Here is a 26,542-nt window from a genome sequence, read left to right as displayed (position 1 = left end):
CGCACGCCCCTCCCGGGACCCGCGCCGGGCCGGGCAGGTGGCCCGGGCCGCGGCCGTTCCGAAGCCGCTCAGACCGCGGCCGTCACGACGTGGCCGGCTCAGACCGCGGCCGTGCCGAGGTGGCCCGGACCGCGGCCGTCACGACGTGGCCGTCTCAGACCGCGGCCGTGCCGAAGCCCCTGGCCCGCAGCATCCTGCGGACCTTGCGCACGGCGCGGCGCAGGAAGGAGTTGGCGGCGGCCTCCCGGTAGCCCTCGAAGGCGCGGGCCTCGCGGGCCTCGGCGAGGTAGATCTCGTCGGGGATGCCGGCCGCCCGGGACCGGAAGTGCGGGTAGACGAGGTACAGACGCGTACCGCGCTTCTCCAGGACGGCGGCGGCCTGCTTCTTCGCCTTGACGAACTTGACGACGTCCAGCAGCAGATCGGACCGCTGCATGGCGACCAGGTGCAGCCGCAGCCGTTCGTGGACCTTCAGCCGGTGGGCCACCCCGGGCCTCCAGTAGGCCTCCATGAGCGGCTTGGCCAGCTCCATCTTGTGCCAGCGCACCTCTTCGCTGTCGGTGAGGAACTTCGGCCCGAACTGGGGCAGCAGCGTGATCAGGAACGGCCGGACCATGAGCATGTCACGCTGGTCGCCGGCCGGGACCATGTCGGCGATCAGCTTCATCAGGGCGCGGGCGGAATCGAAGCGCAGGGTGTAGCCGCCGGACTTGGTGACGTGCTTGCCGTCGTCACGGCCGACCAGGTAGTAGCAGGTGTAGTCGGCGATCACGGAGACGCCGTCCGCCCGCAGGTACGCCTCCATGGTGAACAGCGCGTCCTCGCCGGTCCACAGCGACTCGTCGAAGCGCATGCCGTGCTCGTCCAGCAGGGCGCGGCGGAACAGCTTCTGCGCGCTCAGCGTGAACTTGATGTTGGACGTGTAGAGGTCGGTCCGGTCGAGCGTCTTGCCCCACATGGACTTGGGCGCGGTGCGGTTGACGCCCTCGACCCGGCCGAGGACGACGTCCGTGCCGTTCTTGTCGGCCATGGCGACCATGCGCTCGAGGGCCTCGGGCCCGAGCCTGTCGTCGGCGTCGAGGAAGAACACGTAACGGCCGGTCGCCTTGCCCAGGCCGACGTTGCGGGGGCCGCTGGGGCCGCCGGAGTTCTGCTGGCGGACGACGGTGACCGGCATGGCGGCGCGGGCCGCGAACTCCTCCAGGCACTCCCCCGTGCCGTCCGTCGAGCCGTCGTCGATCGCGATGACCTCCATGCGCGCCGGATCGATGGTCTGCGCCTCGACGGATGCCAGGCATTCGACCAGGTACGGCATCGCTTCGTACGCCCCGATGATCACGCTGACATCAGGTTGCGTCACGACGGTCACTCTTCCCCCTTGCCACGGATTATTTCCCCCGTTATCGCCTCAATCGCACTTTGTTAGACGAGCACCCACGGGAAGCGGTTGCCTCACCCACGGTGATGAGTGGCGCACCTCACACCTGGATGTCACCGACAGTACGCACCGTGGGTAAGAGCCGTTCAGCTCGGGTTGAGAGGGGGGCAAGAGAAAGGGCCCCCGGGGATCGCTCCTCGAGGGCCCCTGCGCTCAGGGCCGGCGGTCGGGCCGGACGGCCCGTCGGTCAGCCCGCGCTCACGCCGTCCGTGTCTCCGGCCGACGCGGTGCGCTGGCCCGGCAGCGCGTTGGTCAGCTCGGCCGCCTCGGCGGGGTCGGCGTTCGCCGCGCCCAGCCGGGCCTGCTGGCCGGCGTTGCGGGTCTCGGCCTTGCGGGCCAGGTCGGCGACCGCGGCGTTGAACTGGTCGATCGACTTCGGCTCGTCCGGCCCCAGCAGGTACTGCTTCAGCTCGCCGCGCTCGCCCGCGAGGGGGTCGGCGGACGGGTCGCGCACGGCGTCCAGCACGCCGCCCAGCTCGGCGGCGCTGTTGGAGAGGATCACCGCGGCGCGTACGGCGGTGTTGTGCCGCTTGAACTCCTCGGCACCCACCTCGGCGGAGTCGGTGACGGCGTACGGCTTGCCGCTCGCGATGAAGTCCGAGACCACCGAGGAGATGTCGGAGACCATCGCGTCGGAGACGTTGAAGCAGTCGTACAGGCGCGGCTGGGCGCCCGTGATGACACGGTGCTCGTACGACGGGAAGGAGCGCCAGTAGGCGGTGTTCCACTCGGCGCGCAGCCGGGCGATCTCCTCGTGCTTGTGCACGTCCACCATGCCGTCACGGGTGGCCTCGGCCTCGTCGCGGCGGTTGCCGCCGGTGCCGGCCAGCTCGGCGAGGCGGGCCTCGATGCGGGCCAGCTCGGCCTTGGCCGCCTCCTGGGCGGCGGTGTCGGCGGTGAAGCGGGAGTCGGCGGCGCGCTCGGCGGCGGCCTTCTCGACCATGGCCGTGATCCGCTTGTGGGCGGCGCCGGCCTCCTTGCTGACGGTGCCGGTGAACGGGTGCGGCTTGTACAGGACGCGAACCGGCGGGTCCGCGGTCACCAGCCGGGTGACGATGTTCTCGCCGGCGAGCACGATCGAGGTGTTGCCCGGGTTGCCGTCCCAGCCCTCCCAGGTGGGGGCGTACAGGACGGTGGGGATACGGTCCTCGGGCACGCCCTGCCAGCTCTGGATGGGCGCGAGCTGCGGGCGGCCGACCTCCACGATGTCGTCGTCGCGGACACCGACGTCGGCGATGGCGTAGCGGTCGCGGCCGGCCCGGCCGGCGGTCCACACCTCGTCGTACACCTTGCTGTACGGGTTGACGCTGGCCAGCTTGTCGCTGTCGCCGTGGCCGATGAAGACGTGCTTCATGGTGGGCACGCGCAGCAGGTGGATGTTCTTGCCGACGTTGGCCGCGTACAGGGCCACGCGCACGGTCGACAGGTCCATGTTCATCAGGTGCACCCCTCCGGGCACGCAGACGACGGGGACCGTGGTGGGCGCGAGGCTGTTCAGGATGGCGCGCTCGCGGAGGATGATCAGCGGCCGGGTGTCCAGCTGCTCCATCGTCTCCAGCCACATGTTGACCTGGTAGGCGGAGTCCTTGGAGCCGGAGAAGTACAGGACCGTCTCGGGCCGGTAGGCGGCCAGCCAGTCGTCGAGGGCGGCGAGGACGACGTCGGCCCGCGGCGGGATCTTCCGGCCGCGCACGTACGGCACGAGCACGAGGACGTAGAGGCAGCCGAGGCCGACGGTGAGGCCGATGCCGGTGAAGCCGGCGACGGCGGACTCAAGCTCGGCGGAGACCAGGACGCCGACGATCGCGAACAGGTCGAGGTGGAGCATCTTCTCCGCGGACCGGTGCAGCAGGCGGCGCGGCGGGGCGTCCGGGATGCGGATGCGGGACTTCAGGTCGATGTTGCGGGTGGCGACCGGCATCCGGCGGCGGTTGCGGATGAGGGTGACCAGGGCACCGTGCGGGGCCTGCAGGCCGTAGAAGGCGATGAAACAGGCGACCGCGCCGTAGAAGATCAGGTCGCCCGCGAGAGACAGCCGCGCCAGCAGCAGGATCAGCAGCAGCTGCCGGATCAGGAAGCGGATCGACAGGCCCGCCCGGACCTTGCTCAGGCGGTTGATCAGGTAGCTGCCCTTGCGGTGCAGATAGTGGTCCGCCAGGTACGTCACGGCGGCCAAGGCCGCGAAGGCGGGAACGCTCGGGACGAGCGCGGCCAGCATGAGGGCCGGGAAGCCCAGCATCAGGAGGGCCGCCGCGGCCAGCTGGGCCGCGCTGCCCACCCGGGCGACGCGAATAGCGGTGGATATCACGGAGAACCTGCTCTGGGAGGGGAGGGTGCCTGTTTTGCACAGAAATGCCGGGAGGTGCCGGTAATTCGTGCGGGGTACGGATTCAGGCCTCTGCGAATACCCGTTGAACGGGTACCCACAGAGGCCTGAATTCCTGAAATCTCAATGATCCCGATTATTACACGCCGTCCTGACGGTCCAGCACCGTGGCGAGCGCCTGCTCGAAGCCGGAGGCCTTGGCGGCGCCCGCGGTCGGGTCCTGCTGACGGACGTCGATGACGTGGCCGGTCAGCTCCGACAGCAGCACGTCGAGGGAGGTGCGGGCCACGGCCTCGGAGGAGAGCAGCGAGCCCGCCGGTTCCTGGCCGAAGGCCTTGGTGCGCATCGGGGTGGCGGTGCGCTCGGGGTTGATGCAGTTGACGCGGATGCCGTCGCCGGCCCACTCGTCGGACAGCGCCTGGGTGAGGTTCACCATGGCGGCCTTGGTGGAGGAGTACAGGGAGTACTCGGCGCGGCCGCGGGTGTAGCTGCTGGAGGTGTAGAGCAGCAGCTGGCCCTTGGTCTCGGACAGGTACTTGTAGGAGGAGCGCGCGATCTGCACCGGGGCCAGGTAGTTGACCTTCAGCGCCTCCTCGATGGTGGCGTTGTCGGTCTCGGCGAGCTTGCCGATGCGCAGCACGCCCGCGGTGTTGACGACGTAGTCGATCCGGCCGGTCTCGGCGTACGCCTTGGACAGCGCGTCGTCGACCTCCTCCGGGTTCTCCACGTGGGTGCCGGTGGTGGAGCGGCCCAGGGCGTAGACCTTCGCGCCGTAGGACTCGGCGAGTTCGGCGATGTCCTTGCCGATGCCGTAGGAGCCGCCGAAGATGACGACCGTCTTGCCGGTCAGCAGCTCGCGGTAGGCCTCCTCGCCGTTCTGCTCGGGGGCGGCCGTGGAGGCGAGCTGGAAGAGCTTGTCGGCGATGAAGACGTCGACCGGCTGGGTCACCTTCATGTTGTACTCGTCACCCGCGACGACGTGGATCGGCACGTCCGGCAGGTACTTGAGGACCACCGAGCAGTCGTCCGTGGCCTGGAAATTGGGGTCGCCGGCGGCGACCTCGTAGGCGCGGCGGATCGTGGACAGCTTGAAGGCCTGCGGGGTCTGGCCACGGCGCAGCCGGGAGCGGTCCGGGATCTCGGTGATGAACTCGCCGTCCTCGCCGTGCGTGCGGGTCACGATGATCGTGTCCGCGGACGGGATGGCGACGTCCACGGCCTGGTAGCGCTCGAGCGCGCTGACGCAGTCGTCGATGACACGCTGCGAGAGCAGCGGGCGCACGGCGTCGTGGAAGAGGACGTTGAGGTCCTCGCCCTCGGCCAGGCCCTCACGCAGCGCGGAGATGGCGCGCTCGGTGGTCTCGTTCCGGGTCGAGCCGCCCTCGATGATCTTCTTCACCTTGGTGAAGCCGGCCTTGGCGACGATCTTCTCGATGTCCGGCACGTAGCCTGGAGCCATCAGCACGATGACGTCGTCGATCGAGTCGGCGTTCTCGAAGGTGGTCAGGGTGTGCTCGATGACTGCCTTGCCGGCGATCTTCAGCAGCTGCTTGGGGATCGACAGACCCACCCGCTGACCGGTGCCACCGGCCAGGATCACTGCGGTGGTTCGGGGCTTGGCTATGTGCTGGGACACAGGCTGACCTACCTTGCGGCGACAGGGAACCGTGAAATGGTCCCACCTCGGGTAACCGCAGTGCAAGGTGAGTGACGTCCCATGCATATGTGGGCGCAACCTGTCATTCACCTTCCGCTCCTGGTGATTGGCGGCGGGCGCTGTGAACCCCCGTGAATTTGCTGTGAGTAAGTCCACAGGTCCGGGCGGACACGGTACGGCGCCCGGCAGCCGGGCGGGGCGGGGAGACCTTCACGGCCCGGGGCGGGAGGCTGCACGCGTTCTCCATATGCGGCGGGGTGCCGTCCCGGACCGGACGGGAATACAGCTGTTCCGTGAGTCCATTGCGACGGAATTCCACATCAAGATTCCGCAGCATTTCGGTCTCGGTCCGGCCGAGCGGTCAGACGGCCGGGGAGTATCCGTAATCGGTAGAATCCAGGGCTGATGTCCGGAATTGACCGGAAAGGTCACCTGGGCAGTCCTGACCGTGCGGACCCGCGAGGCGCCCGGCCAGGGCCTCGCGGCGTACGGCGGTCTCCCGGGCCGTGCTCCGACGGCGTACGGCGGTCTCCCGGACAGGACCTCGACGGCACGCGGCGGCCCCCGCCCGTGGTGATCACGGACGGGGGCTCGATCGTGGCGGGTTCGGGCGGCGGTCAGGCCAGGCGGACGCCCGGCTCGTCCGACTCGACCCGCAGCCGGGCCAGGGTGCTCGCCGTGGCCTGCGGCTTCAGCACGGTGTCGACGACCCGGACCCGCGCGTCGATGCCGTCGCGCCGGATGTCGAACAGGTGGTAGCCGCGGTGGGCGTCGATGAGCTTCCAGTGCGGGTTGTCCGCCTTCAGCGGGTCCCACTGCCGGTGGAACTCGTCCTGGTCCTGGTCACCGCTGCTGGAGATGGAGGTGCCGACGAACTCGGCGCCGACCACGTCGGAGTCGGGATCGGCGTAGTCCGTCTTCAGGTCGCTGATCATCGTCAGGTGGCGGTCGCCGCTGAGCACGACCGGGTTGCGGATGTCGGCGAACTCCTCCAGCAGCGCGTTGCGTTCGACCTGGTAGCCGTCCCAGGCGTCGTAGTACCAGAGCTTGCCCTCGCCGGGCAGCAGGTCGGTCTCGGCCATCATGATCTGCGAGGCGACGAGGTTCCAGCGGGCCGGGGAGTCGTACAGCCCGTCCAGCAGCCACTGCTTCTGTTCGGCGCCGAGCATGGTCTGCGCGGGCGCCTCGGCACCCTCCTGCGTGGTGGCCTGGTCGCTACGGAACTGGCGGGTGTCCAGGACGTTCAGCCGGGCCAGCCGGCCGAACTCCAGACGGCGGTACATCTGGATGTGCGGACCCGTGGGGATCGCCGTGGCGCGCACCGGCATGTGCTCGTAGTACGCCTGGAAGGCCGCGGTGAGCCGGGCCACGAACTTGTCGTGCGGCTGCTTGTCCGGGTCCTGCGGGATCTCCCCGGCCCAGTCGTTGTCCACTTCGTGGTCGTCGAAGGTGACCACCCAGGGGGCGTTCGCGTGCATCGCGGCGAGGTCGGGATCGGTGCGGTACTGGGCGTACCGGTTGCGGTACTGCGTGAGGGTGTACGGCTCACCCTTGCCCTCGTGCCGTCGTACGGCGGTGGCGGACGGCCCGGACTCGTAGATGTAGTCGCCGACGAAGAGGACGAAGTCGGGGTCCTGGGCGAGCATGTCGGCGTACGGCGTGAAATAGCCGTGCTGCCAGTTCTGGCAGGAGGCGAGGGCGACGCGCAGCGAGCCGCCGCGCTGGTGCGGGTGGGGTGCGGTGCGCGTGCGGCCGGTGGGAGAGAGCTGGGTGCCGGCCCGGAAGCGGTACCAGTACGAGCGGTCCGGGCGCAGGCCGCGGACGTCGACGTGGACGCTGTGACCGAGCTCGGGGCGGGCCTGGGCGCTGCCCCGGCGGGCGATCCTGCGGAACCGGTCGTCCTCGGCGATCTCCCACTCCACGGGGAAGACCGCGTCGGGCATCCCGCCGCCGTTCAGTGGATCGGGCGCGAGTCTGGTCCACAGGACGATGCCGTCGGGCAGCGGGTCGCCGGAGGTGACGCCGAGGGTGAACACCCCGTCGGGCAACGGGGTGTCGGCGGCGCGGGCGGTGCCGGGCAGCCACAGCTGGGCGGAGGCGGCGGCGCCGAGCAGGGCGGCACCGGCGGTCAGGATGCGGCGGCGGTCGGGCGATGGTGCGGTCATGCGCTGACTCCCTTGCCACAGTGGCCACTTGACTGGTCTGTCGGACATTCGGAAGTTCCCACGGCCGGACGGTCCGCCTGCTGAACGAGCCCCATCGCGAGCATGACAAATGGGCAGACAACAGAAGACCCGTTGCGGCACGGGAAAACCCTGGCGCCACAACGGGTCTGACGGTAGGTCGGAATCCGTCCCGCCGCCTACGGCTCAGGAGCCGACACGCGCCCCAGCCGTCCGCCTCCGCCTCAGGGACCGGAGCCGGACGGCACGGGAGCGCCCGCGGCTCAGGAGCCGAAGGCGGATCCGAGCCGGCCGTCCGCGGCCACCGTGCCGAGCGTGCCGCTCGCGAAGGTGAACGAGCCGCTCGGGGTGATCCCGGAGGCGGTGGCGCGCAGCACCCACACCGACCCGGCCCCGGTGTTCTCACCCGGCGCACCGACGGCGAGTTCCGCCCGGCCGTCCCGGTTGGCGTCCACCAGACGGACGGCCGCGCCGAACGCGTCGCCCGGTTCACCGGCGCCGGGCACACCCGCGGTGTCCTGGCCGAACGCCTTCGCGCCGGTGCCCGTGGGCCCCTTGGCGGTGCCGCGCAGGACGATGACCTGCCCGCCGGTGGAGACTCCGGGCGCGCCGACCGCGACGTCCCCGTAGTGGTCACCGTCCACGTCCGCCACCGAGAGACCGGTGCCGAAGCCGGAGCCCGGCTTGGCGGTGCCCGGCACCCCGGCGGTGTCCAGGTTCATGACCACGGCCTGCGTCCCGTCGGGCCCGTTCGCCGTACCCGGGATCCAGGCGATGCGGCCGCCCTTGGCGAGCGGGGTGTCCACATCGCTGTCGGCGCCCTCGAGGGCCCGGCCCACCACGATGTCGGCGCGGCCGTCCCGGTTCACGTCGCCGACGGCGAGGTGCTCGCCGCCTTCGAGCCGGCCCGCCGGCTCGTTGCCGCGGACCACCTCGGAGGGCGTGAGCCCGTCGTGCGTGCCCGTCCAGTACACGACACGGCGGGCATCCCACTCGTCGCCATCGTTCGCCGTGGCGGCGACATCGGTGATGCCGTCGCCGTCGAGGTCACCGGCGGCCAGGTCGAGATACCGGCTGTCGAACTCGTCCTTGACCACCTGCGTGCCGTGCACGGCCGAGCCGTCCCGGGCGAACGGCCCGTTCTGCACCCGCAGATCGTGCGCGTTCACGACGGTGACCACGTCCGGCGCGCCGTCCCCGTTCACGTCTCCGGCCGTCAGGTGCCCCCGGTCGCCGAGCCCGTCGTACTCCGCCCCGCCGCCCAGCGTCGCCCCGCCGGACAGCCCCGTCTTGCCGCCCCAGAGCACGGTGACCGTGCCGGCGTCGGTGCCGGCGGTGGTGTCCTCGCCGCCCGCTCCGACGATCAGGTCGGCGTAGCCGTCCCGGTCGAGGTCGGCGGTGGCGACGGCGCTGCCGAACCGGTCAGCGGCCTCGGCGCTGCCCGGCACACCGGCACTGTTCTGGCTGAAGACCTGCTTGGTGGAGGTCTTCAGGCCGGTCGCCGAACCGTAGAGGACGGCCACGTAGCCGGCACCCTTGCGGCCGCTCACGGACGCCCCGGGCGCCGTGACCGCGAGGTCGGCGTAGCCGTCGCCGTTGAAGTCGTCGTGCAGCTTCGCGGCGGCGGCCGGACCGGCCGCCGCCGGCACGGCGGGCAGGGCGGCGGCACCGGTCGCGGCGAGCACGACGGCGAGCCCGCTGCTCCAGACCGCTCTGCGTCTGTTCATGGTCCTGCTCCCTTGACTGTTTCGGTGGATCAGTCGCCGAGCGACGCGCCGAGGAAGGCCTGCCAGGTGGGCAGGGCGGCGGTGGCGGGTCCGAAGGAGAAGGCACCCTTCGCGGTGATACCGCCGGTCGTCGCGGGGAAGGCCCAGACGGCGCCCTCGCCCGTGTTCTCGTCGGGGTCGCCGGCGATCAGCTCGGTCTTCTTGTCGCCGCCGGCGTCGATCAGTGCCGTCGCCCGGCCGAACCGGTCGCCCTTCTCGGCGGTGCCGGGCACACCCGCGGCGTTCTGGTGGAGGACCTTGGCGCCCTTGGCGGTCAGGCCCTTGGCGCTGCCGCGCAGCACCAGCACGGTGCCCGCGTCGGTCAGGCCGTCGAAGTCCTCGCCGGGCAGGCCGGTGGCGAGGTCGTTGTATCCGTCGCCGTCGGTGTCGCCGATCGACAGGGCGGCGCCCATGCCGTCGTGGAACTCGCCGGCACCGGGCACCCCCGCGGTGTCCTGGTTGATCCACACCGGCTTCAGCGTGGTGGAGGTGCCCTGGGGGCCGCCGTAGACCACACCCAGCGCCCCGCCCTTGGTCGGCATCCAGGCGTCGCTGTCGTAGCCGTCGTCGGAGTGGCCGACGACGATGTCGCCGTAGCGGTCGTGGTTGAGGTCGCCGATCACCACCTGCTCGCCGCCGATCGACCGGTGCTCGGTGTCGGACAGCCAGCCCTTGTTCGTGAAGCCGCCGGGTCCGCCGAGGAGCAGGGCGGTGCCCCGGGAGTCCGACTCGTCCATGGAACGGGTGCGCACGGCGAGGTCGGCGATGCCGTCACCGTTCACGTCGCCGGCGGTCAGGGACTGGGTCAGTTCCATCCGGTCCGGGTCGACGGTGAAGTACGTCGTCCTGGTCCCCACGGGGTTGGCGCGGGTGAACGGCCCGTGCTGCACGGCGCCGTCCGCCTTCGGGTCGGTCTCGGGGTGCACGCCGAGCCGCACCAGGTCGGGGTGCTTGTCGCCGTCCACGTCGGCGACGGTGAAGTCCTTCATCGCGGTGGCGTCCGGCAGCCCCGACAGCAGCGTCGGCGTGGCCGAAAGGCCCTTCGGTCCGCCCCAGTTGACCTCGATGAAGGTGCCGTGGTCGCCGTCCATCGGGGTCCACGACACGGTCGAGAGCAGATCGGCGTAGCCGTCCTCGTCGAGGTCCGCTGTGCGCAGCCTGCTGCCGTAACCGCCCTCCGGCGACTCCGCGTTCTTCCGGCCCGACCAGGTCAGCACCTGCTTGCGGGCGGTCGAGAGGCCCTTCGCCGAGCCGTACAGCACCGTGACGGCGCCCGCACCGCGCTGGCTGCCGAGGGCGGTACCGGGGGCGCCGATGGCGACGTCGGCGTAGCCGTCGCCGTTGAAGTCGTCGTGCAGGTGCTTGCTGCTCGCGGCCGCGGCCGCCTGCGCGGGGGCCGCGGCGGCGGGCACCGCGAGGGCGCCGGCCGCGAGGGCGATGCCGGTGGCCGTCGCCAGCAGGGCCCGGCGCTGGGAGGAGACGTTCATGAATGTCCTGGAATCGTGGGTACGAAGGAATCAGTTGGGGAAGACGGAGCCGAGTTCGGCGCCGGCCGCGGTCGTACCGAGGGCACGGGCGCCGACGGTGAAGGACCCCTTGGTGCTCGTCCGGCCCGGGAACACCCAGAACGCACCGGCGCGGGTGTCCTCCGACGGCGCACCGACCACCGGTTCGGCCTTGCCGTCACCGTTGCCGTCGACGAGGTGCACGGCGGCACCGAACCAGTCGTCCTTCTCCGCCGTTCCGGGCACACCGGCGCTGTCCTGGCTGAACACCTTGGTCCCGGCACCCGTCACACCGGAGGGACCGCCGGGTACGACGGCGAAGGTGCCTGGGCTGCGCAGCCCGCCGAAGCCCTCGAAGGGGACGCCGGCCAGGATGTCGGCGCGGCCGTCGCCGGTCATGTCACCGACGGCCAGGGCGTGGCCGAATCCGTCCCCGGCCTCCTGGGTGCCGGGCACCCCGGGGGTGTCCTGGCTGATCACCTGGGGCCGGCCGGGGCCGAGGCCCTGCTTGCCCGCGTAGACGATCCGCAGGGTCTGGCCGCCGACGACCAGGTCCGCCCGGCCGTCACCGTTGAGGTCGCCGAGCGCGATGCCGTCGCCCTCCGGTCCGCTCAAGTCCTTCAGGCCGACCGGGGTGCGCAGTCCCTCGCGGCTGCCGCGCACGACGAACACGGCGTGACCGTAGTCGCCCTCGTCGTCCCGGTCCCATGCGCGGGTCAGCGCCACGATGTCGTCGATGCCGTCGCCGTCGGTGTCCCCCGCCGCCACCGCGATCGTGTTCACGTCGCCGTCACCGAACTCCGCGCCCTCCTGGGTGCGGGCGGGGCGGCCGTCCCGGCCGAGCGGGCCGAACAGCACCCGCCCGCCGCGCGCGAGGTCCTGGTGCCCGTCGCCGTCGAAGTCACCGGCGGCCGTCAGCGCGTCCTGGTAACGGCTGGTGCCCTGGGCGGGCAGCACCGTCCCGGAGGCGAACCCCTTCGGGCCGCCCCACAGCACGGTGCTGCTGCTCTCGCGGTCGATGCCGTCCTGCGTCCACCGCTCACCGCCGGAGCCGACCAGCAGATCGGTGAAGCCGTCGCCGTCCAGGTCCGCGTCGACCAGCCGGATACCGAAGAGGTCGGACTTCTCCACTGCTCCGGGTATGCCAGGGGACGCCTGCGTGTACACCTTCTTGGCGGAGAGCCCCCGGGGCGACCCGTACAGCACGGCCACGTACCCGGCGTGGGTCCTGCCGCTCACGGACGCGTACGGCGCGGCGACCGCCAGGTCCCCGTACCCGTCGCCGTTGAAGTCGGCGCGCACCTGCTCGGCGGGCGGCTGCGGGGCGGCGTCCGCCGCGGGAACCGCCAGCAGCGCACCGGCGGCCAGGGCGATGCCGGTGGCGAGGGCCAGGGTGCGGCGCGTGAAGGGACGGGGCTGGTCAGGCACGTCGGCTCCGGAAGTCGGGAAACAGAGAATGCGGCACGAAAAGGACCAAGATCCTCTTCGTGCCGCACGGTTCGACTCACCGGGGCGGGGTTGGGTTGCCCTCACGGCCGCCACCAATTTTCCCGGCGTTCACCTTGCCGGGTGGGAGGGAGCGGCCGTGCCTCCTACTCGAACGGGTCGAAGTCGTCGTACGCCCGCAGTACCTCGTCCCGCTCCGCTTCCTTGTCCCTGCGGCGCTGTGCCGCGGGACGCGGGGCGTCGAAGCGGTGGTCCTCGCCGCGTCGGCCGAGCATCTCCGCACCAGCCATGACGGTCGGCTCCCAGTCGAAGACGACCGCGTTCTCCTCCGGGCCGATGGCGACGCCGTCGCCGGCCCGGGCGCCCGCCTTCATCAGCTCTTCCTCCACGCCGAGGCGGTTGAGCCGGTCGGCGAGGTAGCCGACGGCCTCGTCGTTGTTGAAGTCGGTCTGGCGGACCCAGCGCTCGGGCTTCTCGCCGCGCACCCGGAACAGCGGCTCGCCACCGACCTCCTCGCGGACGACGGTGAAGCCCGCGTCGTCCACGGCCTTGGGCCGGATGACGATCCGCGTCGCCTCCTCCTTCGGCTTGGCCGCGCGCGCCCGGGCGATCAACTCACCGAGCGCGAAGGACAGTTCGCGCAGGCCGATGTGGGCGACGGCCGACACCTCGAAGACCCGGTAGCCGCGGGCCTCCAGGTCGGGCCGGACCATCTCGGCGAGGTCCTTGCCGTCCGGGACGTCGACCTTGTTCAGGACGACGATCCGGGGCCGGTTGTCGAGGCCGCCGTACTGCCGCAGCTCCTCCTCGATGATGTCGAGGTCGGAGACGGGGTCGCGGTCGGACTCCAGGGTCGCGGTGTCCAGCACGTGCACCAGTACGCTGCACCGCTCCACGTGCCGCAGGAACTCCAGGCCGAGGCCGCGGCCCTGGCTGGCGCCGGGGATGAGACCCGGCACGTCGGCGATGGTGTAGACGGTGGAGCCGGCGGTCACCACGCCCAGGTTCGGGACCAGCGTGGTGAACGGGTAGTCGGCGATCTTCGGCTTGGCCGCGCTCAGCACGGAGATCAGCGAGGACTTGCCGGCGCTCGGGTAGCCCACCAGGGCCACGTCGGCGACCGTCTTCAGCTCCAGGACGATGTCCTGCAGGTCGCCGGGCACGCCGAGCAGCGCGAAACCGGGCGCCTTGCGGCGGGCGCTCGCCAGCGCCGCGTTGCCGAGGCCGCCACGGCCGCCCTGCGCGGCGATGTACGAGGTGCCGTGGCCGACCAGGTCGGCGAGCACGTTGCCCGCCTTGTCGAGCACGACCGTGCCGTCCGGCACCGGCAGGATCAGGTCCTGGCCGTCCTTGCCGGAGCGGTTGCCGCCCTCGCCGGGCTTGCCGTTGGTGGCCTTGCGGTGCGGGGAGTGGTGGTAGTCCAGCAGGGTGGTCACCGACTGGTCCACGGTCAGGATGACGTCACCGCCGCGGCCGCCGTTGCCGCCGTCGGGGCCGCCGAGCGGCTTGAACTTCTCACGGTGGACGGAGGCACAGCCGTGGCCCCCGTTACCCGCGGCGACGTGCAGCTCGACGCGGTCCACGAAGGTGGTCATGGTTCAGTGCCTCCAGATACATACGGGAATGTCTACTGCGTAACACGCGAAAGGCGGACCCGCCTTCCCGACCGGGAAGTGAGGTCCGCCTCGCGAAAGGTTCGAACGAGTCGCTCGGTCGAAGCCGTGAATCAGACGATTCAGGCGACCGGGACGATGTTCACGACCTTGCGGCCACGGTGGGTACCGAACTCCACCGCACCGGCCTGCAGAGCGAACAGCGTGTCGTCGCCGCCACGGCCGACGCCGGCGCCGGGGTGGAAGTGGGTGCCGCGCTGGCGGACCAGGATCTCACCCGCGTTCACGACCTGACCGCCGAAGCGCTTCACGCCGAGCCGCTGGGCATTGGAGTCGCGACCGTTCCGGGTGGACGATGCGCCCTTCTTGTGTGCCATTTCTCCTCAGTCCCTTACTTCGCAGCCGCGGGGATCGACGTGACCTTGATCGCCGTGTACTGCTGGCGGTGGCCCTGACGACGGCGGTAGCCGGTCTTGTTCTTGTAGCGCAGAATGTCGATCTTCTGGCCCTTGTGGTGGTCCACGACCTCGGCCTGGACCTTGATGCCGGCCAGCACCCACGGGTCGCTGGTCACGGAGTCGCCGTCGACAACGAGCAGGGTCGAGAGCTCGACCGTGTCGCCAACCTTGGCAGTGGAAATCTTGTCAACCTCAACGATGTCGCCGACAGCAACCTTGTGCTGGCGACCACCGCTGCGCACGATGGCGTACACGCGGATCTCACTTTCGCTCGAAGAAACGGCACCCCCGCAGGCCAGTCGTCCAGGAACACCACGGACGACCTCTCCCGGCCCGCCTTGCGTCCGGGAGGAAGAGGTTTACGGGGATGTGGCGTGTGCAGTGGACACGCCGACGGTCAAGGTTACGGGGCCACGGCCGAGGGGGTCAAACCGGGCCCCTGGGGTGTGCGGCCCGTCACTCGGAACGGGTCCCACACGGTGCGCGGCCCGTCACTCGGAAGGACCCCACGCGGTGTGCGGCCCTTGACTCGAGACGGGCCCCACGCGGTGTGCGGCCGGCCGGTCGGCATGACCCGGCCGGCCGCACACCCGGGCGTCAGCCCTCGTCGCCGGCGGCGGGGACCGTGGTGGTCTTCTTCGCCGTCGACTTCGCGGCGGCCGTCTTGGCGGTCTTCGTCGCCTTCTTGGCCGTCGTCTTCTTGGCGGCCGTCTTCTTGGCCGCGGTCTTCTTGGCGGCCGTCTTCTTCGCCGCGGTCTTCTTGGCGGCGGTCTTGCGGGCCGCCTTCTTGGCCGGAGCCGTCACCTCGGCGACCTCCTCGGGCGTCACCTCGCCCGCCGGGGCCTCCGGTGCCGCCTCGGCCGGGGCCACCGCGGCGGCCTCGGGCGCTGCCGACGGGACGACCACGACGGCCGTCTCCTCGGACGCGGTCGGCGCGGTGGCCTTGCGCACGGCACGGCGCCGCGGACGGGCCGGAGCGGCGCTCTCCGCGACCGGGGCCTCGGCGACCGGCGCCTCGGCGGGCTCGGCCGCGGCCTCGGCGACGGCCGGGGCCTCCTGCGCGGGAGCCTCGGACACCGTCACCACGGACGCCTCGGCACCCACGGGGGAACCGGCCGGAGCCGACGCCTTCCGCGTGGCCCGACGGCGCGTGCGGCCCTTGGGCGCCGCCTCCTCGGCGGCCGGGGCCTCGGCCTGCGGCGCCGGAACCACCTGGTCCTCGGCGGCCACGGGCTCGGCCAGCGCCTCGGCGGCCGGCTCCGGCAGCACCGGGCGTGCCGCCGCCTCCTCGGCCGTGACGTCCTGCGCGGTCGGCACCGCCTCCGGCGCGGCCTCCTCGGCCCCGGCCGGACGCTCGGACCGGGAGGCCTTCTCGCCCCTGCGGGTCTCGGCCTTCGGCGCGCCCGCCGGAGCCGACGCGCGGCGGCTCGCCCGGCGGCGCGAACGGCCACGGGTGGCCGCCGCCTCCGCCTCGGCGACGCTGCTGTACAGCTCCTCGTCCGGCGCGAAGTCGGGCGCGGGCAGGGCGACCGGCTCGGCGGCCTCGGCGGCCACCTCCGCGGCGGTCTCCACCTCGGGCTCGACGGCCTCGCCGCTCTCGACGGCCACGGCGGCGGTCTCGTGCACGTGCTCCTGCACCTCGCCGCCCCGGCCGCCGCGCTTCTTGCGCTTGCCGCCGCCACCGCCGCCGTTCACGGTGGCCTGGTCCAGGTGGACGATGACGCCGCGGCCGTTGCAGTGGACGCAGGTCTCCGAGAAGGACTCCAGCAGGCCCTGGCCGACCCGCTTGCGGGTCATCTGGACCAGGCCGAGCGAGGTGACCTCGGCCACCTGGTGCTTGGTGCGGTCCCGGCCCAGGCACTCCAGCAGGCGGCGCAGCACCAGGTCGCGGTTGGACTCCAGGACCATGTCGATGAAGTCGATCACGATGATGCCGCCGAGGTCGCGCAGCCGCAGCTGGCGCACGATCTCCTCGGCCGCCTCCAGGTTGTTCCTGGTGACCGTCTCCTCCAGGTTGCCGCCCTGGCCGGTGAACTTGCCGGTGTTGACGTCGACGACGACCATCGCCTCGGTCCGGTCGATCACCAGCGAACCGCCGCTGGGCAGCCAGACCTTGCGGTCCAGAGCCTTGGCGAGCTGCTCGTCGATGCGGTAGGTGGAGAAGACGTCGACCTCGGACGTCCACTTCGACAGCCGGCCGGCCAGGTCCGGGGCGACGTGCGAGACGTAGCCGTGGATGGTCGACCAGGCGTCGTCGCCGCTGACGACGACCTTGGAGAAGTCCTCGTTGAAGATGTCGCGCACGACCCGGACGGTCATGTCCGGCTCGCCGTACAGAAGCGTCGGGGCGTTCCCGCTCTTGGCCTTCTTCTGGATGTCCTCCCACTGCGCCTGCAGCCGCTCGACGTCCCGGCGCAGCTCGTCCTCGCTCGCACCCTCGGCGGCGGTGCGCACGATGACGCCCGCGTCCTCGGGGACGATCTTCTTGAGGATGGTCTTCAGCCGGGCCCGCTCGGTGTCGGGCAGCTTGCGGCTGATGCCGGTCATGGAGCCCTCGGGGACGTACACGAGGTAACGGCCCGGCAGGGAGACCTGGCTGGTCAGACGGGCGCCCTTGTGCCCGATCGGGTCCTTCGTGACCTGGACGAGGACGGACTGGCCGGACTTCAGGGCGGACTCGATGCGGCGCGGCCCGTTGGCCATGCCCAGCGCCTCGAAGTTGACCTCACCGGCATACAGCACGGCGTTGCGGCCCTTGCCGATGTCGATGAAGGCGGCCTCCATGGACGGCAGCACGTTCTGGACCTTGCCCAGGTAGACGTTGCCGACGTACGAGGTGGCCTGCTCCTTGTTGACGTAGTGCTCGACGAGCACGTTGTCCTCGAGGACGCCGATCTGGGTGCGCTCGCCGTGCTGGCGGACGACCATGACGCGCTCGACGGCCTCGCGGCGGGCCAGGAACTCGGCCTCGGTGATGATCGGGACGCGGCGGCGGCCCTGCTCACGGCCTTCCCGGCGGCGCTGCTTCTTGGCCTCCAGGCGGGTCGAGCCCTTGATGGACTGCACCTCGTCGGACGGTTCGCTGGGCTTGCGCGGCTCGCGGACCTTGACGACGGTGCGCTCCGGGTCGTCGGCGGACGGCTCGGTGTCGGTGGAGGTGTCACCGGCCCGGCGCCGGCGGCGACGGCGACGACGGCTGCTGGCGCTGGAACCCGCGCCCTCCTCGTCGTGGGCGTCCTCGGCGTCCTCTTCCTCCTGCTCCGCGGTGTCCTCGGCGTCCTGCGCGGCCTGCTCGGCGGCCAGTTCCCCGGCCTCGGCGTCCGCGCCCTCGCCGTCGGCGGACTCACCGCGACGGCGACGACGGCCACCACGGCGGCGACGGCGGCGCGAACCGGACTCCTCGAAGCCCTCGGCGCCCTCCGCCTCGTCGCCCTCCTCGCCCTCGGCAAGGTCCTCGGCGGACTCGGGGGCCTCCTCGGCCTCCTCCGTCTCCTCGGTCTCGGCGGTCTCGGCGGTCTCCTCGGTCTCGGCGGTGGCCTCGGCCGGACGGGTCTCCTCCGCGGCGGCACCGCGGCGGCGCCGGCGGCGGCGCGAACCGGTCTCGGCACGCTCCTCCGGGTACTCCTCGGTCTCCTCCACCTCGGCGGCCTCGGCGGCGGCCTCGGCGGCGGCGCGCTCCGGGGTCTGGAACCGCGGCTCGGCGAACACCGGCGCCTGGAAGACGGCGACGGCGGGGCGGGCGGGCCGGCGCGGACCGTCGCCCTCGGCGCCCTCGGCGGACCGGGCGGGCTCGGAGAACCCGGACGCGGCCCGGACCACCCGGCGGCGGGCGCGACGCGGCGCGCCGGCCTCGGCGGCGGGGGCCTGCGGCGCCTGCGCGGCGGGAGCGGGTTCGGTGGTGTGCGTGGTCGCGGGGACCTCCGGGGTGTGGGCGCGCGGGGGCTCCTCCGCCTCGCCGGCCTTCTCGTCGGCCTCGGCCACGGCGGCCTCCTCGGTCACGGCGGCGGCGGGTGCGGTGGCCCGGCGGGTGGCGCGGCGGCGCGTACGACGCGGCGCGGTCTCCTCGGCGGCGGCCTCCTCCGGCACGTCCCGGCCGGCCGGCACGGCCTCGGCGGCAACGGGCTCGGCGGCAACGGGCTCGGCGGCCGGCTGCACGACCGCGGCGGCCGAGGTCTCCTCGGCAGCCTGCGGGGCGCCCGCGGGGGCGGACGCGCGCCGGGTGGCGCGGCGGCGCGGACGGGCGGCCGGAGCGGCGGCCTCGGCGGCGGGCTCCTGCTCCTTGTCGGTCTCGGCGGCGGCAGCCGTCCCGGCCTCGGCAGCGACCGGGGCGACGGTCTCGGCGGCCTCGGCAGCGACCGGGGCGACGGTCTCGGCGGCGGGCGAACCGGCGGGCGCCGACGCACGACGCGCCACGCGGCGGCGCGGGCGCGCGGCGGGCGCGGCCTCGGCAGCCGCCTCGGTCACGGCGGCGGCGGGCGCGGCGGCCTCCACGGCAGCAGCGGCCTCGGGCGCGGCGGCCGCAGGAGCCGCGGCTTCGGGGGCTGCGGCTTCGGGGGCTGCGGCCGGCGCGGTCACGGTGCGCGTGGCACGGCGCCGGGTACGCCGCGGTGCGGCCTCCTCGCCGACCACGACGGCGCCGGCCTCCGCGACGGGGGCGGGAGCCTGCTCGGCGGCGGAAGCGGCGGGTACGACGGTCTCGGCCGTCTCACCGGCCTCCGCGGCACCGGGCGAACCGGCGGGTGCCGAAGCGCGGCGGGTGGCCCGGCGGCGCGGGCGGGCGGCCGGGGCGGCGGCGGCCTCGTCCGCCGTGGCCGGCTGCACGGCCTCTGCGGTCGCTTCCGCCTCTGCTGTCTCTTCCGCCTCTGCGGTCACCGCGGCCTCCGCGGTCTGGAGTGCCTCGGGGGTCTCGACGTCCTCGGTCACCTCGGCGACCTCGTCGGCGTCCGCGGCCGGTATGGCCGGGACGGTGACCTCGGCGGGCGCCTCCGCGGCCGCGGCGGGCGGGCCCGCCGGGCGGGAGGCGGCACGGCGACGCCTGCGCGGCGGCAGGGTGTCGCTCGGAGTGTTCAGTTCGGAACCCTCGTTGGGTTCGGTCGGCTCGAGCATGCGGGCGTTTCTCCCGTCAGGCTCCCGGGCGCCGCGCCTGGTCCGACGTCGGTCCGTTGGACCGTCCGCCGTTGACGTCCGCGGCCCGCGCGATGCGCGATGGCCGCCGTCCGGGGCGCGGGCGCCGCACGGGAGCACTCTGTGTCTTGTCTCGCCGGTTCCGTACGCCTTGTCGGTACGGCCTGGCGAAAGTCTTCTGGTCGGTGCGCTGCCCGACCCAGGTGGCTCCCGAGTACGAGGGCGGCGCTACGACGTCCGTCCTTACGCGGAACCTTCCGGCGTCGGCGCCGTCGCGGCGGCAGCCGGTGCGGCCGTCCGGGCCTCGGCTGCCTCGCGGTCGGGCGCGAGCGGGTCGGTCACCGTGCCGGTCTCTTCATCGAACAGCCCCTGCGCCAGCCTGGTCACCGCTGCGGGGACCGGCGGCGCCAGGTCGGCCACGGCGCGGAGACCGGACAGGACGTCGTCGGGTCGTACGGCAGGCGTCACGTGCCGAACAACCAGCCGCAGTATCGCACAGGGCTGGTCGGTCGGCCTATCAGCCGGCGAACCGTGCGTTTCCAGGCTCACCACGGCCGGGCGGGCGTCGAAGGTACGGACGCCGTTCTTGGTCATCCGCTGCACCTCGACGGTGGCCGCGCCGGTGAAGGCCTCGGCCGCGCGCTCGGCGTCGGCCGGGTCGACGCCGTCCAGCCGCAGCTCCCAGACGGAAGCCGTCAGCCGGTCGGCGAGGCCGGAGGTCCGTGCCTCGACCGCCTCGACGACGTCGAGGCCCGGGGGCAGCGACTCGTCGAGGAGGACACGCAGGGTCTCCGGGTCGCGCGATGCGGTGAGCGCGATCTCCAGGTACTCCGCCTCACTGCCCGTGCCGGTGGGTGCGGCATTGGCGTACGACACCTTCGGATGCGGCGTGAACCCGGCCGAGTACGCCATGGGCACCTCGGCGCGGCGCAACGCACGCTCGAAGGCGCGCTGGAAGTCTCGGTGGCTGGTGAACCTCAGGCGGCCGCGCTTGGTGTAGCGCAGTCGGATGCGCTGCACCGCGGGTGCGGGCGGCGGGCCTTCGGGCTGTCGCTTGCCCAGTGTCCTAGTCCTTCGTGAGAGCGGTCGTACTGCTACCAAGACTACGTGCCGCCGCGCCCGAAGGTTCCCGCCGGTCCACCGCGGCCGGCTGCCTGGGCTCGCCGAAGAGCGTGCGGCGGAAGTCGGCACGGACCTGCCGCATCGTCTCCCGGGCCGAGGCCAGCGCCTCGCGGGTGACCCGGCCCACCGCGCGCACGCCCGCGGCGACGGGACGCAGGACGGCGTCTCGCACGGCATGGCCGACCGGCGTGAGCACGGTCCGGTACACCCAGCGCACCGGCTCCACGAAGATCCACCGGAAGAGGGTCCCGAGCGCCCGCCCGACGGCCCGTGAGATCCGCCCGGCGACCCGCCAGGCGTGCCCGACCGCGTCCGCGATCTCGCGCCCCACGAGGGCGAGGAACCGGCCGACGGGGGCGAGCACCCAGCGCCACAGCGCGAGCGCGGGCAGGACGAAGAGGACACGGGCGGTCCAGTACAGCGCGAGGCCGGCACCGGTGGCGAGGAGCACCACCAGCTGTGCGAGCCCGCGGGCGCACCAGGCGACGGCGCGTCCGACGGGGGCGAGGACCCAGGTGTACAGCAGCCGCGCCGGCGCGACGAGGAGGTACCGCAGCAGCCAGGCGACGACCGTGTACACGCCCAGGCCGACGGCGGCGAGCACCGCGCCGATGCCCTTCAGCAGCCAGGTGAAGGCGTGTCCGATCGGGGACAGCACGCGCGCGTACAGCCACGCGAACCCGGCGCCGGCCCCCCGTGCCAGCCAGGCGAGGGCGTGCCCGACGGGGGTCAGGACCCAGCGGTGGAGCCACAGGGCCGGCACGACGAAGAGCATGGTGCCGAGCCAGGCGAGCGCCTTGGCGACGGGCACCAGGACGTACCGCCACAGCGCCACGAACGGCCACACGAACAGGGCCTTTCCGGCCCACAGCAGGGCCCGGCCGAGCGGCCTGAGCACGGTGTCACGCAGAAGCCGCCCGCCGGCCACGAGGACGTCCCACACCATGCGCACGGGCACGACCAGGACCAGGACGACGATCCGCACGGGCAGGCGGACGGCGACGACGAGGCATCCTCCGGGTTGTTGCGCCGGCGGTGGCGGTTGGTGCGCCGGGGGTGGCGGCTTCTGCAGATCCATACAGGCCTAGACGCCGGCGACACGCGTTCGGATCCCATCACTTTGTGCGTGTTTTGTACGATTCAGGATAGTATTCGGTGAACTTTACCGCCGCGACGAGCAGGGCGACGGGGATGACCCAGTTGAGCCAGTCGTCCTGGGCCGGGTACCGGACGGCCAGCCAGGTCGAGACCGTCATGAGGGCGAAGACCAGCCCCCACACCGCCGTCAGCACTTTGTTGATGTGCTTGAAGACGGGCGAGTCCCACACCTCGGCGGGTGTCGACTCCCGGGCGTACTGGGCGGTGAAGGGGTCGGCGAACAGCGAGCCGAGCGCCACGACGGCCACCAGCCCGTTGGAGATGACCTGCGCATAGGTCTCCAGCCACAGGAGTTCCCCGCGCCCCAGGGCCAGCGCGAGGACCGAGAGCACGGCGAAGAACACGATGCCGGTCACGTCCAGGGGGCGGAGTCTGCCGTGCAGCATGTCCCGGCTCGACAGGGCGATCGAGGCGATCAGGGCGGCGAGGGCCGCGTACTCCCAGGTGCTGGGGCTCGCGACCACTCCGAAGATGATCCAGGGCGCGAACGAGAGGAAGACGCCACCGGCGCCGACGGGTTTCCTGGGCGGGGCCTTCGTCGCCGTCTGCTGAGCCATGGGAGTCCCTTCCGCCGGGTCTCGCGGCCACCCCCTCCTCCCCCATCGTGCCGCCGCTGGGCCGCGGGCCGCCTCCCGGGCGCCGGGACAGCGCGTCCACGGCCGCGGGAACGGCCGCTCCGGGCCGGCCCCGCCCTTCGAAGAGGCCCCCGGCTGGGGTGAGTTGGAGCGACCGGATGAAGCCGGGTGAAGACTGAGCCATTGGACGGCGTGGATTCGTCCGACTTGAGGATAAATCACCCCATTCGGCTCGTACGGATCGGCCGGCCCTCGGCGATCGGGTCAGGCTCGCTCTGGAGTCCGGGGGTCACCCGGACCGCTGTCCGGGGTCTTGCCCGGACCGCTTCGAGTCGAGGAGCACGCCCATGAGTCCTGAACGCAGGACCGCGCGTTTCGGGCCGCTGGCCCGGGCAAGGTGCGAGAAGGCCGCAATGCTGGCTTCCCTCACCCTGGTCGTGGCGGCCGGTGTGGTCACGCCGGCCGCGGCGGCAGCCCGCGCCGTGTCCGACCACAGGCCGGCTGTCGTGCAGTACGGGGGTCAGGAGTGCGATCCCCAGAAGCCCAAGGAGTCCGCGGACCCGACGGGTGGGGATCACGATCATGACAACTGCCATGGAGCCACGGGAGCGACCGGCGCCACGGGCGCCACGGGCGCCACCGGTGCGACGGGCGCGACGGGTGCCACAGGCGCGACCGGTCCGGCCGGTGGAGCCACGGGTGCCACCGGTGCCACGGGCGCCACGGGTGCGACGGGCGCCACCGGTGCCGGGGTGTGTTCCGAGATCGACGCCCAGCAGGACTCGGCCGAGTTCGAGCTGCGGGCGGCGGTGACCCCCGACGGGAGGACCTACATCGGCATCCGGGACCTGCGCGGCAGCGACCCGGACCACTTCCTGCGCTGGACCGACCTCAGCGGCTTGCCCAACTATCCCAACCGGCTCGCGACGGGCACGCCTTGCGGGGTCTCCGTCAACGCCCACAGCCAGGGCCAGAACAACCCGATCAACGTCGACGTCATCACCACCCTGGGCCAGGTGTGGGAGACCACCTGCTCCGAGAACAACAATGACCACCCCGCCACCGTCACCTGCAACGGCTCCTGGAACCTGGTGATCCATCAGCCCAGTCCCGGTGCCGTGAACGACGGAACGCCGTGACGCGGGTGCCCCACCCGGTCCGCGCCGCATGAGGGCGACCGGGCGGCGCATCGCACCAGGGGTGTCAGGCGGGCCGCAGAGCCCGCCGGACACCCCTTGCCCTGCCGGAGCCGGACACGCCCGCCGCGCCCGCCGCGGCTTCCCGTCCCTGTGCCACGCCCGCCGCGCCCGCCGCGCCCGCCGCCGCTTCCCGTCCCCGGGCCGCGCCCGCCGAGCCCGCCGCCGTTTCCCGTCCTCGCGCGGCTATTTGCCGTCCCCCGGTCATTTACCGTTCCTGCGCTCCAGCAGGCTCACGGTCATGCCCGTCACCTGCCTGCTCATGGAGACCGAGTACCCGGCCTGCAAGGCGTTCGCCTGTGCGGGGGCGATGGCGCCGAACGGGAAACCGGGGCCCTGGGTCAGCAGCCAGATGCGCCGCTCACCCCGCAGACACCGGGCCGGGACGGCACACTCCGGCGTGTAGAGGTCGTCGATCTGCGCGGCGGTCCTGGCCCGGAAGACGTCGCGCATCCGCAGTGCGCGCGGCAGGTAGTAGCGGACCCCGCCGTCGAGCTGCCAGGTGTCGGCGCGGTCGTAGACGACGGCGTCGCCGGGCCGGTGCAGCCGCTCGACGACGCCGGCCGCCGCCGCGTAGTCGAGCGGCACCGGTGCGTCGTGCTCGAACGGCTGGCGCATCTGCCGCTGGTCGGGCAGGGCGAGGACGCCCAGCGCCACCGTCAGGGCCACGGCCCCCTTCCAGGACCGGCAGGCCGCGGCGAGGCCGGCACCGGCGAGGAGCGCCCAGGCCGGGAGGGTGAAGAGGACGTAGACGTCGCGGAAGTAGGAGACCTCTCCGTGGGAGGCGGCCCAGACGAGGACGGGCGGCAGCAGCGCCCAGGTGCCGCACAGCACCAGCGGTGCCCGGCGCGGCGAGCGGGCCAGAAGGGCGAGGGTGATCAGCACTCCGGCGCACAGCACCGAGGCGAACGCGTCCCGCACGAGGGACACGAGTTCCCAGCCGCCGGGCTCCGGCACCCAGTACAGCTGCCGCCGGACCTGGGACCTGCCGAGCACGGCCACCGGTGCGACGCACACGGCGGCCGTCACCAGGACGAGAGCCGACTTCCACCACAGCGAACGGTCCGCACGGGCCCGGGCCGCGAGCAGGCAGGCGTGGGCGAGTACGACGGACAGGGCGATCAGGTGCAGCAGCCCGGCGAAGGCCAGCCCGAGCGCGTAGGCGGCCCACCGCCGGATGCTGCGCGGCTCGTCCAGCGCCCGCAGCAGCAGCAGGGTGGCGAGGGCGACGGCGAGCATCACCACGGCGTAGCCGCGGGCCTCCTGGCCGTAGCGGCTCACCGCCGGGACCAGCGCCAGCAGAATCCCGGCGAGAATTCCGGCCCGGTATCCGAAGAGCCGGTCCCCGAGGAGGGAAACGACGGCCGCCGCGCCGGCCACGGACAACAGGGACGGCAATCGCAGGGAAACGACGGAATCCCCGAACACCGCGACCCATCCGTGCATCAGCAGGTAATAGGTTCCGTGCACGGCGTCGACGTTCCGCAGCATCGCCAGAATGCGGCCGGTATCCCGGCCCACCACGTCCCAGGTGACCAGTTCGTCGCGGCCCAGCAGGGCATCGGTCAGCCCGTAACCGCAGACGGCGAACGTCAGGAGAAAGGGGCACAGCCAGAGCATCGCCCGGCGCCGTCCGGACCCGGGCCCGCCGGGCCGGAATCCTTCGCGGGGCTGGGGCAGCTGCGCGGTGATCACCATGAGAATCTCCCCGGGCCGGCGTCTGGAACTCCCCACTTATACAGGGCGACCTGCCGGTGGCTGCTTGTACGGACCGCCGCGGCTCGATAAATTCACCGGCCGGTCCTTTACCCCGGGGAAAAGAAAAAGCCAATGAAAACGGTCTGCCTTAATATGATCGTCAAGGACGAGGCGCATGTGATCCGCCGCTGCCTCGAATCCGTACGGCCCCTCGTCGACACCTGGGTGATCCTCGACACCGGTTCGACCGACGGGACCCAGGAGGTCATCCGCGACACGTTCGCCGGACTGCCCGGCGCGCTGTACGAGAGCCCGTGGAAGGGCTTCGACCTGAGCCGCTCGGAGGCGATCGAACGGGCCCGGGACAGGGCGCGCTACCTCCTGTTCATCGACGCGGACGACGTGATGGAGACCAACCCCGGTTTCACCATGCCGGACCTGACCCACGACTGCTACGACATCGAGGTGCACCACGGCCCCGTCGTCCACTGGCGCCCGACGATGGTGTCGACCCGCCTGCCCTGGCGGTACGTCGGCGTCCTGCACGAATACCTGGAGTGCGGCGCACCGTTCAGCCGGGCGTCCCTCGGCGGCACCCGCATGGTCATCATGGGCGGCGGCGGACGCCAGAAGGGCGACCAGCGCGCGAAGTACCTGCGCGACGCGGCCGTCCTGAAGGACGGACTCGCCAAGGAACCGGACAACGCCCGGTACGTCTTCTACCTCGCCCAGAGCTGGCGCGACGCCGGGGAACCGGCGAAGGCGCTCGCCGCCTACGACCGGCGGGCCGCCATGGGCGGTTTCGCCGAGGAGGCGTTCTGCGCCCGGCTCTACGCGGCCCGCCTCGCCCTGACGCTCAGACGCAAGACACCCGAGGTCCTGTCCCGCTTCCTGGACGCCCACGAATACCGGCCGGCCCGCGCCGAACCGCTCGGCGAACTCGCCCACCTCTGCCGCGTGCAGGGCGAACGCTGGCCGCTCGCTTACCTGTTCGCGCGGCGCGCGGTGGAGATCCCGCGGCCGGACGACATCCTGTTCGTCGAACACGCCTGGTACGACTGGCGGGCCCTGGACGAGCTGGCGGTGGCGGCGTACTGGACGGGCTCCTACCGCGAGTCGCTGGAGTGCTGCGAGAAGCTCCTGGACGGCGGCAAGCTGCCCGAAGCCCACCGCGACCGGGTGGTGGCCAACCGCGACTTCGCACGGACCAGGCTGGCCGTCGGCAGCCGGCGCACCCCGCCACCGGAACCGGCCGGCGTGTCCGACTGACGTCCGCC

At 72.4% G+C, this 26,542-nt stretch carries 17 protein-coding genes; 2 read left to right on the top strand and 15 right to left on the bottom strand.

Annotated elements, in window-relative coordinates:
* Positions 1–154: 154 nt before the first annotated feature.
* The 14 genes from JK359_RS01955 to JK359_RS01890 form a co-directional block, all read right to left on the bottom strand.
* Positions 155–1,360 carry a glycosyltransferase family 2 protein gene (locus tag JK359_RS01955; RefSeq protein WP_307787932.1) on the bottom strand — a complete coding sequence of 402 codons (1,206 nt, stop codon included), beginning with the start codon at positions 1,358–1,360 and terminating at the stop codon, positions 155–157.
* 265 nt (positions 1,361–1,625) lie between these two features.
* Complete coding sequence (locus tag JK359_RS01950) at positions 1,626–3,746, bottom strand: CDP-glycerol glycerophosphotransferase family protein (RefSeq protein WP_307787931.1); 2,121 nt, start codon at positions 3,744–3,746, stop codon at positions 1,626–1,628.
* Between the two features lie 157 nt (positions 3,747–3,903).
* Positions 3,904–5,400 carry a bifunctional cytidylyltransferase/SDR family oxidoreductase gene (locus JK359_RS01945; RefSeq protein WP_201830910.1) on the bottom strand — a complete coding sequence of 499 codons (1,497 nt, stop codon included), beginning with the start codon at positions 5,398–5,400 and terminating at the stop codon, positions 3,904–3,906.
* Positions 5,401–6,038: 638 nt separating this feature from the next.
* Complete coding sequence (locus tag JK359_RS01940) at positions 6,039–7,586, bottom strand: alkaline phosphatase D family protein (RefSeq protein ID WP_201830909.1); 1,548 nt, start codon at positions 7,584–7,586, stop codon at positions 6,039–6,041.
* A 281-nt stretch (positions 7,587–7,867) separates the two neighbouring features.
* The gene (locus JK359_RS01935) at positions 7,868–9,331 is read right to left on the bottom strand and encodes an FG-GAP-like repeat-containing protein (protein WP_201830902.1); all 1,464 of its coding nucleotides are present in this window, start codon (positions 9,329–9,331) and stop codon (positions 7,868–7,870) included.
* A gap of 29 nt (positions 9,332–9,360) precedes the next feature.
* Entirely contained in the window at positions 9,361–10,857 is a 1,497-nt protein-coding gene (locus JK359_RS01930) for an FG-GAP-like repeat-containing protein (RefSeq protein WP_201830892.1), read from the bottom strand.
* Positions 10,858–10,887: 30 nt separating this feature from the next.
* Positions 10,888–12,303 carry an FG-GAP-like repeat-containing protein gene (locus tag JK359_RS01925; RefSeq protein WP_201830889.1) on the bottom strand — a complete coding sequence of 472 codons (1,416 nt, stop codon included), beginning with the start codon at positions 12,301–12,303 and terminating at the stop codon, positions 10,888–10,890.
* Between the two features lie 164 nt (positions 12,304–12,467).
* Positions 12,468–13,916 carry a GTPase ObgE gene (gene obgE, locus JK359_RS01920; RefSeq protein WP_201830884.1) on the bottom strand — a complete coding sequence of 483 codons (1,449 nt, stop codon included), beginning with the start codon at positions 13,914–13,916 and terminating at the stop codon, positions 12,468–12,470.
* A gap of 140 nt (positions 13,917–14,056) precedes the next feature.
* A complete protein-coding gene (rpmA, locus tag JK359_RS01915) occupies positions 14,057–14,311 on the bottom strand; it encodes a 50S ribosomal protein L27 (protein ID WP_023550764.1) in 255 nt (84 codons plus the stop codon).
* Between the two features lie 14 nt (positions 14,312–14,325).
* Complete coding sequence (gene rplU, locus JK359_RS01910; protein WP_030653874.1) at positions 14,326–14,646, bottom strand: 50S ribosomal protein L21; 321 nt, start codon at positions 14,644–14,646, stop codon at positions 14,326–14,328.
* A 343-nt stretch (positions 14,647–14,989) separates the two neighbouring features.
* Positions 14,990–19,498 (bottom strand): Rne/Rng family ribonuclease, encoded by a 4,509-nt coding sequence (locus JK359_RS01905; RefSeq protein ID WP_201830882.1) that lies wholly within the window; start codon positions 19,496–19,498, stop codon positions 14,990–14,992.
* 261 nt (positions 19,499–19,759) lie between these two features.
* Positions 19,760–20,536, bottom strand: a complete 777-nt coding sequence (locus JK359_RS01900) for a TIGR03936 family radical SAM-associated protein (RefSeq protein WP_201830880.1) — start codon at positions 20,534–20,536, stop codon at positions 19,760–19,762.
* Positions 20,537–20,582: 46 nt separating this feature from the next.
* Positions 20,583–21,716 carry a hypothetical protein gene (locus JK359_RS01895; RefSeq protein WP_201830878.1) on the bottom strand — a complete coding sequence of 378 codons (1,134 nt, stop codon included), beginning with the start codon at positions 21,714–21,716 and terminating at the stop codon, positions 20,583–20,585.
* 37 nt (positions 21,717–21,753) lie between these two features.
* Positions 21,754–22,353 carry a DUF3159 domain-containing protein gene (locus JK359_RS01890; RefSeq protein WP_201830876.1) on the bottom strand — a complete coding sequence of 200 codons (600 nt, stop codon included), beginning with the start codon at positions 22,351–22,353 and terminating at the stop codon, positions 21,754–21,756.
* A gap of 365 nt (positions 22,354–22,718) precedes the next feature.
* Between JK359_RS01890 and JK359_RS01885 the strand changes: the two genes are divergently transcribed.
* Positions 22,719–23,510 (top strand): hypothetical protein, encoded by a 792-nt coding sequence (locus tag JK359_RS01885; protein WP_201830874.1) that lies wholly within the window; start codon positions 22,719–22,721, stop codon positions 23,508–23,510.
* Positions 23,511–23,771: 261 nt separating this feature from the next.
* Here JK359_RS01885 and JK359_RS01880 read toward each other — a convergent pair whose 3' ends face one another.
* Entirely contained in the window at positions 23,772–25,265 is a 1,494-nt protein-coding gene (locus JK359_RS01880) for a glycosyltransferase family 39 protein (RefSeq protein WP_201830872.1), read from the bottom strand.
* A gap of 153 nt (positions 25,266–25,418) precedes the next feature.
* Between JK359_RS01880 and JK359_RS01875 the strand changes: the two genes are divergently transcribed.
* Positions 25,419–26,534 carry a tetratricopeptide repeat-containing glycosyltransferase gene (locus tag JK359_RS01875; protein WP_201830870.1) on the top strand — a complete coding sequence of 372 codons (1,116 nt, stop codon included), beginning with the start codon at positions 25,419–25,421 and terminating at the stop codon, positions 26,532–26,534.
* Positions 26,535–26,542: the final 8 nt, after the last annotated feature.

This window comes from Streptomyces actinomycinicus, assembly GCF_016741775.1.
Classification (GTDB): Bacteria; Actinomycetota; Actinomycetes; order Streptomycetales; family Streptomycetaceae; genus Streptomyces; species Streptomyces actinomycinicus.
The sequence above is the reverse complement of the archived record's forward strand: the minus strand, read 5'-3'. Positions and strand labels throughout refer to the sequence as shown.

Coding starts and splice junctions, on each gene's coding strand:
- JK359_RS01940 (WP_201830909.1), bottom strand. CDS start 7,586: ATGACCGCACCATCGCCCGACCGCCGCCGCATCCTGACCGCCGGTGCC.
- JK359_RS01935 (WP_201830902.1), bottom strand. CDS start 9,331: ATGAACAGACGCAGAGCGGTCTGGAGCAGCGGGCTCGCCGTCGTGCTC.
- JK359_RS01930 (WP_201830892.1), bottom strand. CDS start 10,857: ATGAACGTCTCCTCCCAGCGCCGGGCCCTGCTGGCGACGGCCACCGGC.
- obgE (WP_201830884.1), bottom strand. CDS start 13,916: ATGACCACCTTCGTGGACCGCGTCGAGCTGCACGTCGCCGCGGGTAAC.
- rpmA (WP_023550764.1), bottom strand. CDS start 14,311: ATGGCACACAAGAAGGGCGCATCGTCCACCCGGAACGGTCGCGACTCC.
- JK359_RS01905 (WP_201830882.1), bottom strand. CDS start 19,498: ATGCTCGAGCCGACCGAACCCAACGAGGGTTCCGAACTGAACACTCCG.
- JK359_RS01895 (WP_201830878.1), bottom strand. CDS start 21,716: ATGGATCTGCAGAAGCCGCCACCCCCGGCGCACCAACCGCCACCGCCG.
- JK359_RS01890 (WP_201830876.1), bottom strand. CDS start 22,353: ATGGCTCAGCAGACGGCGACGAAGGCCCCGCCCAGGAAACCCGTCGGC.
- JK359_RS01885 (WP_201830874.1), top strand. CDS start 22,719: ATGAGTCCTGAACGCAGGACCGCGCGTTTCGGGCCGCTGGCCCGGGCA.
- JK359_RS01880 (WP_201830872.1), bottom strand. CDS start 25,265: ATGGTGATCACCGCGCAGCTGCCCCAGCCCCGCGAAGGATTCCGGCCC.
- JK359_RS01875 (WP_201830870.1), top strand. CDS start 25,419: ATGATCGTCAAGGACGAGGCGCATGTGATCCGCCGCTGCCTCGAATCC.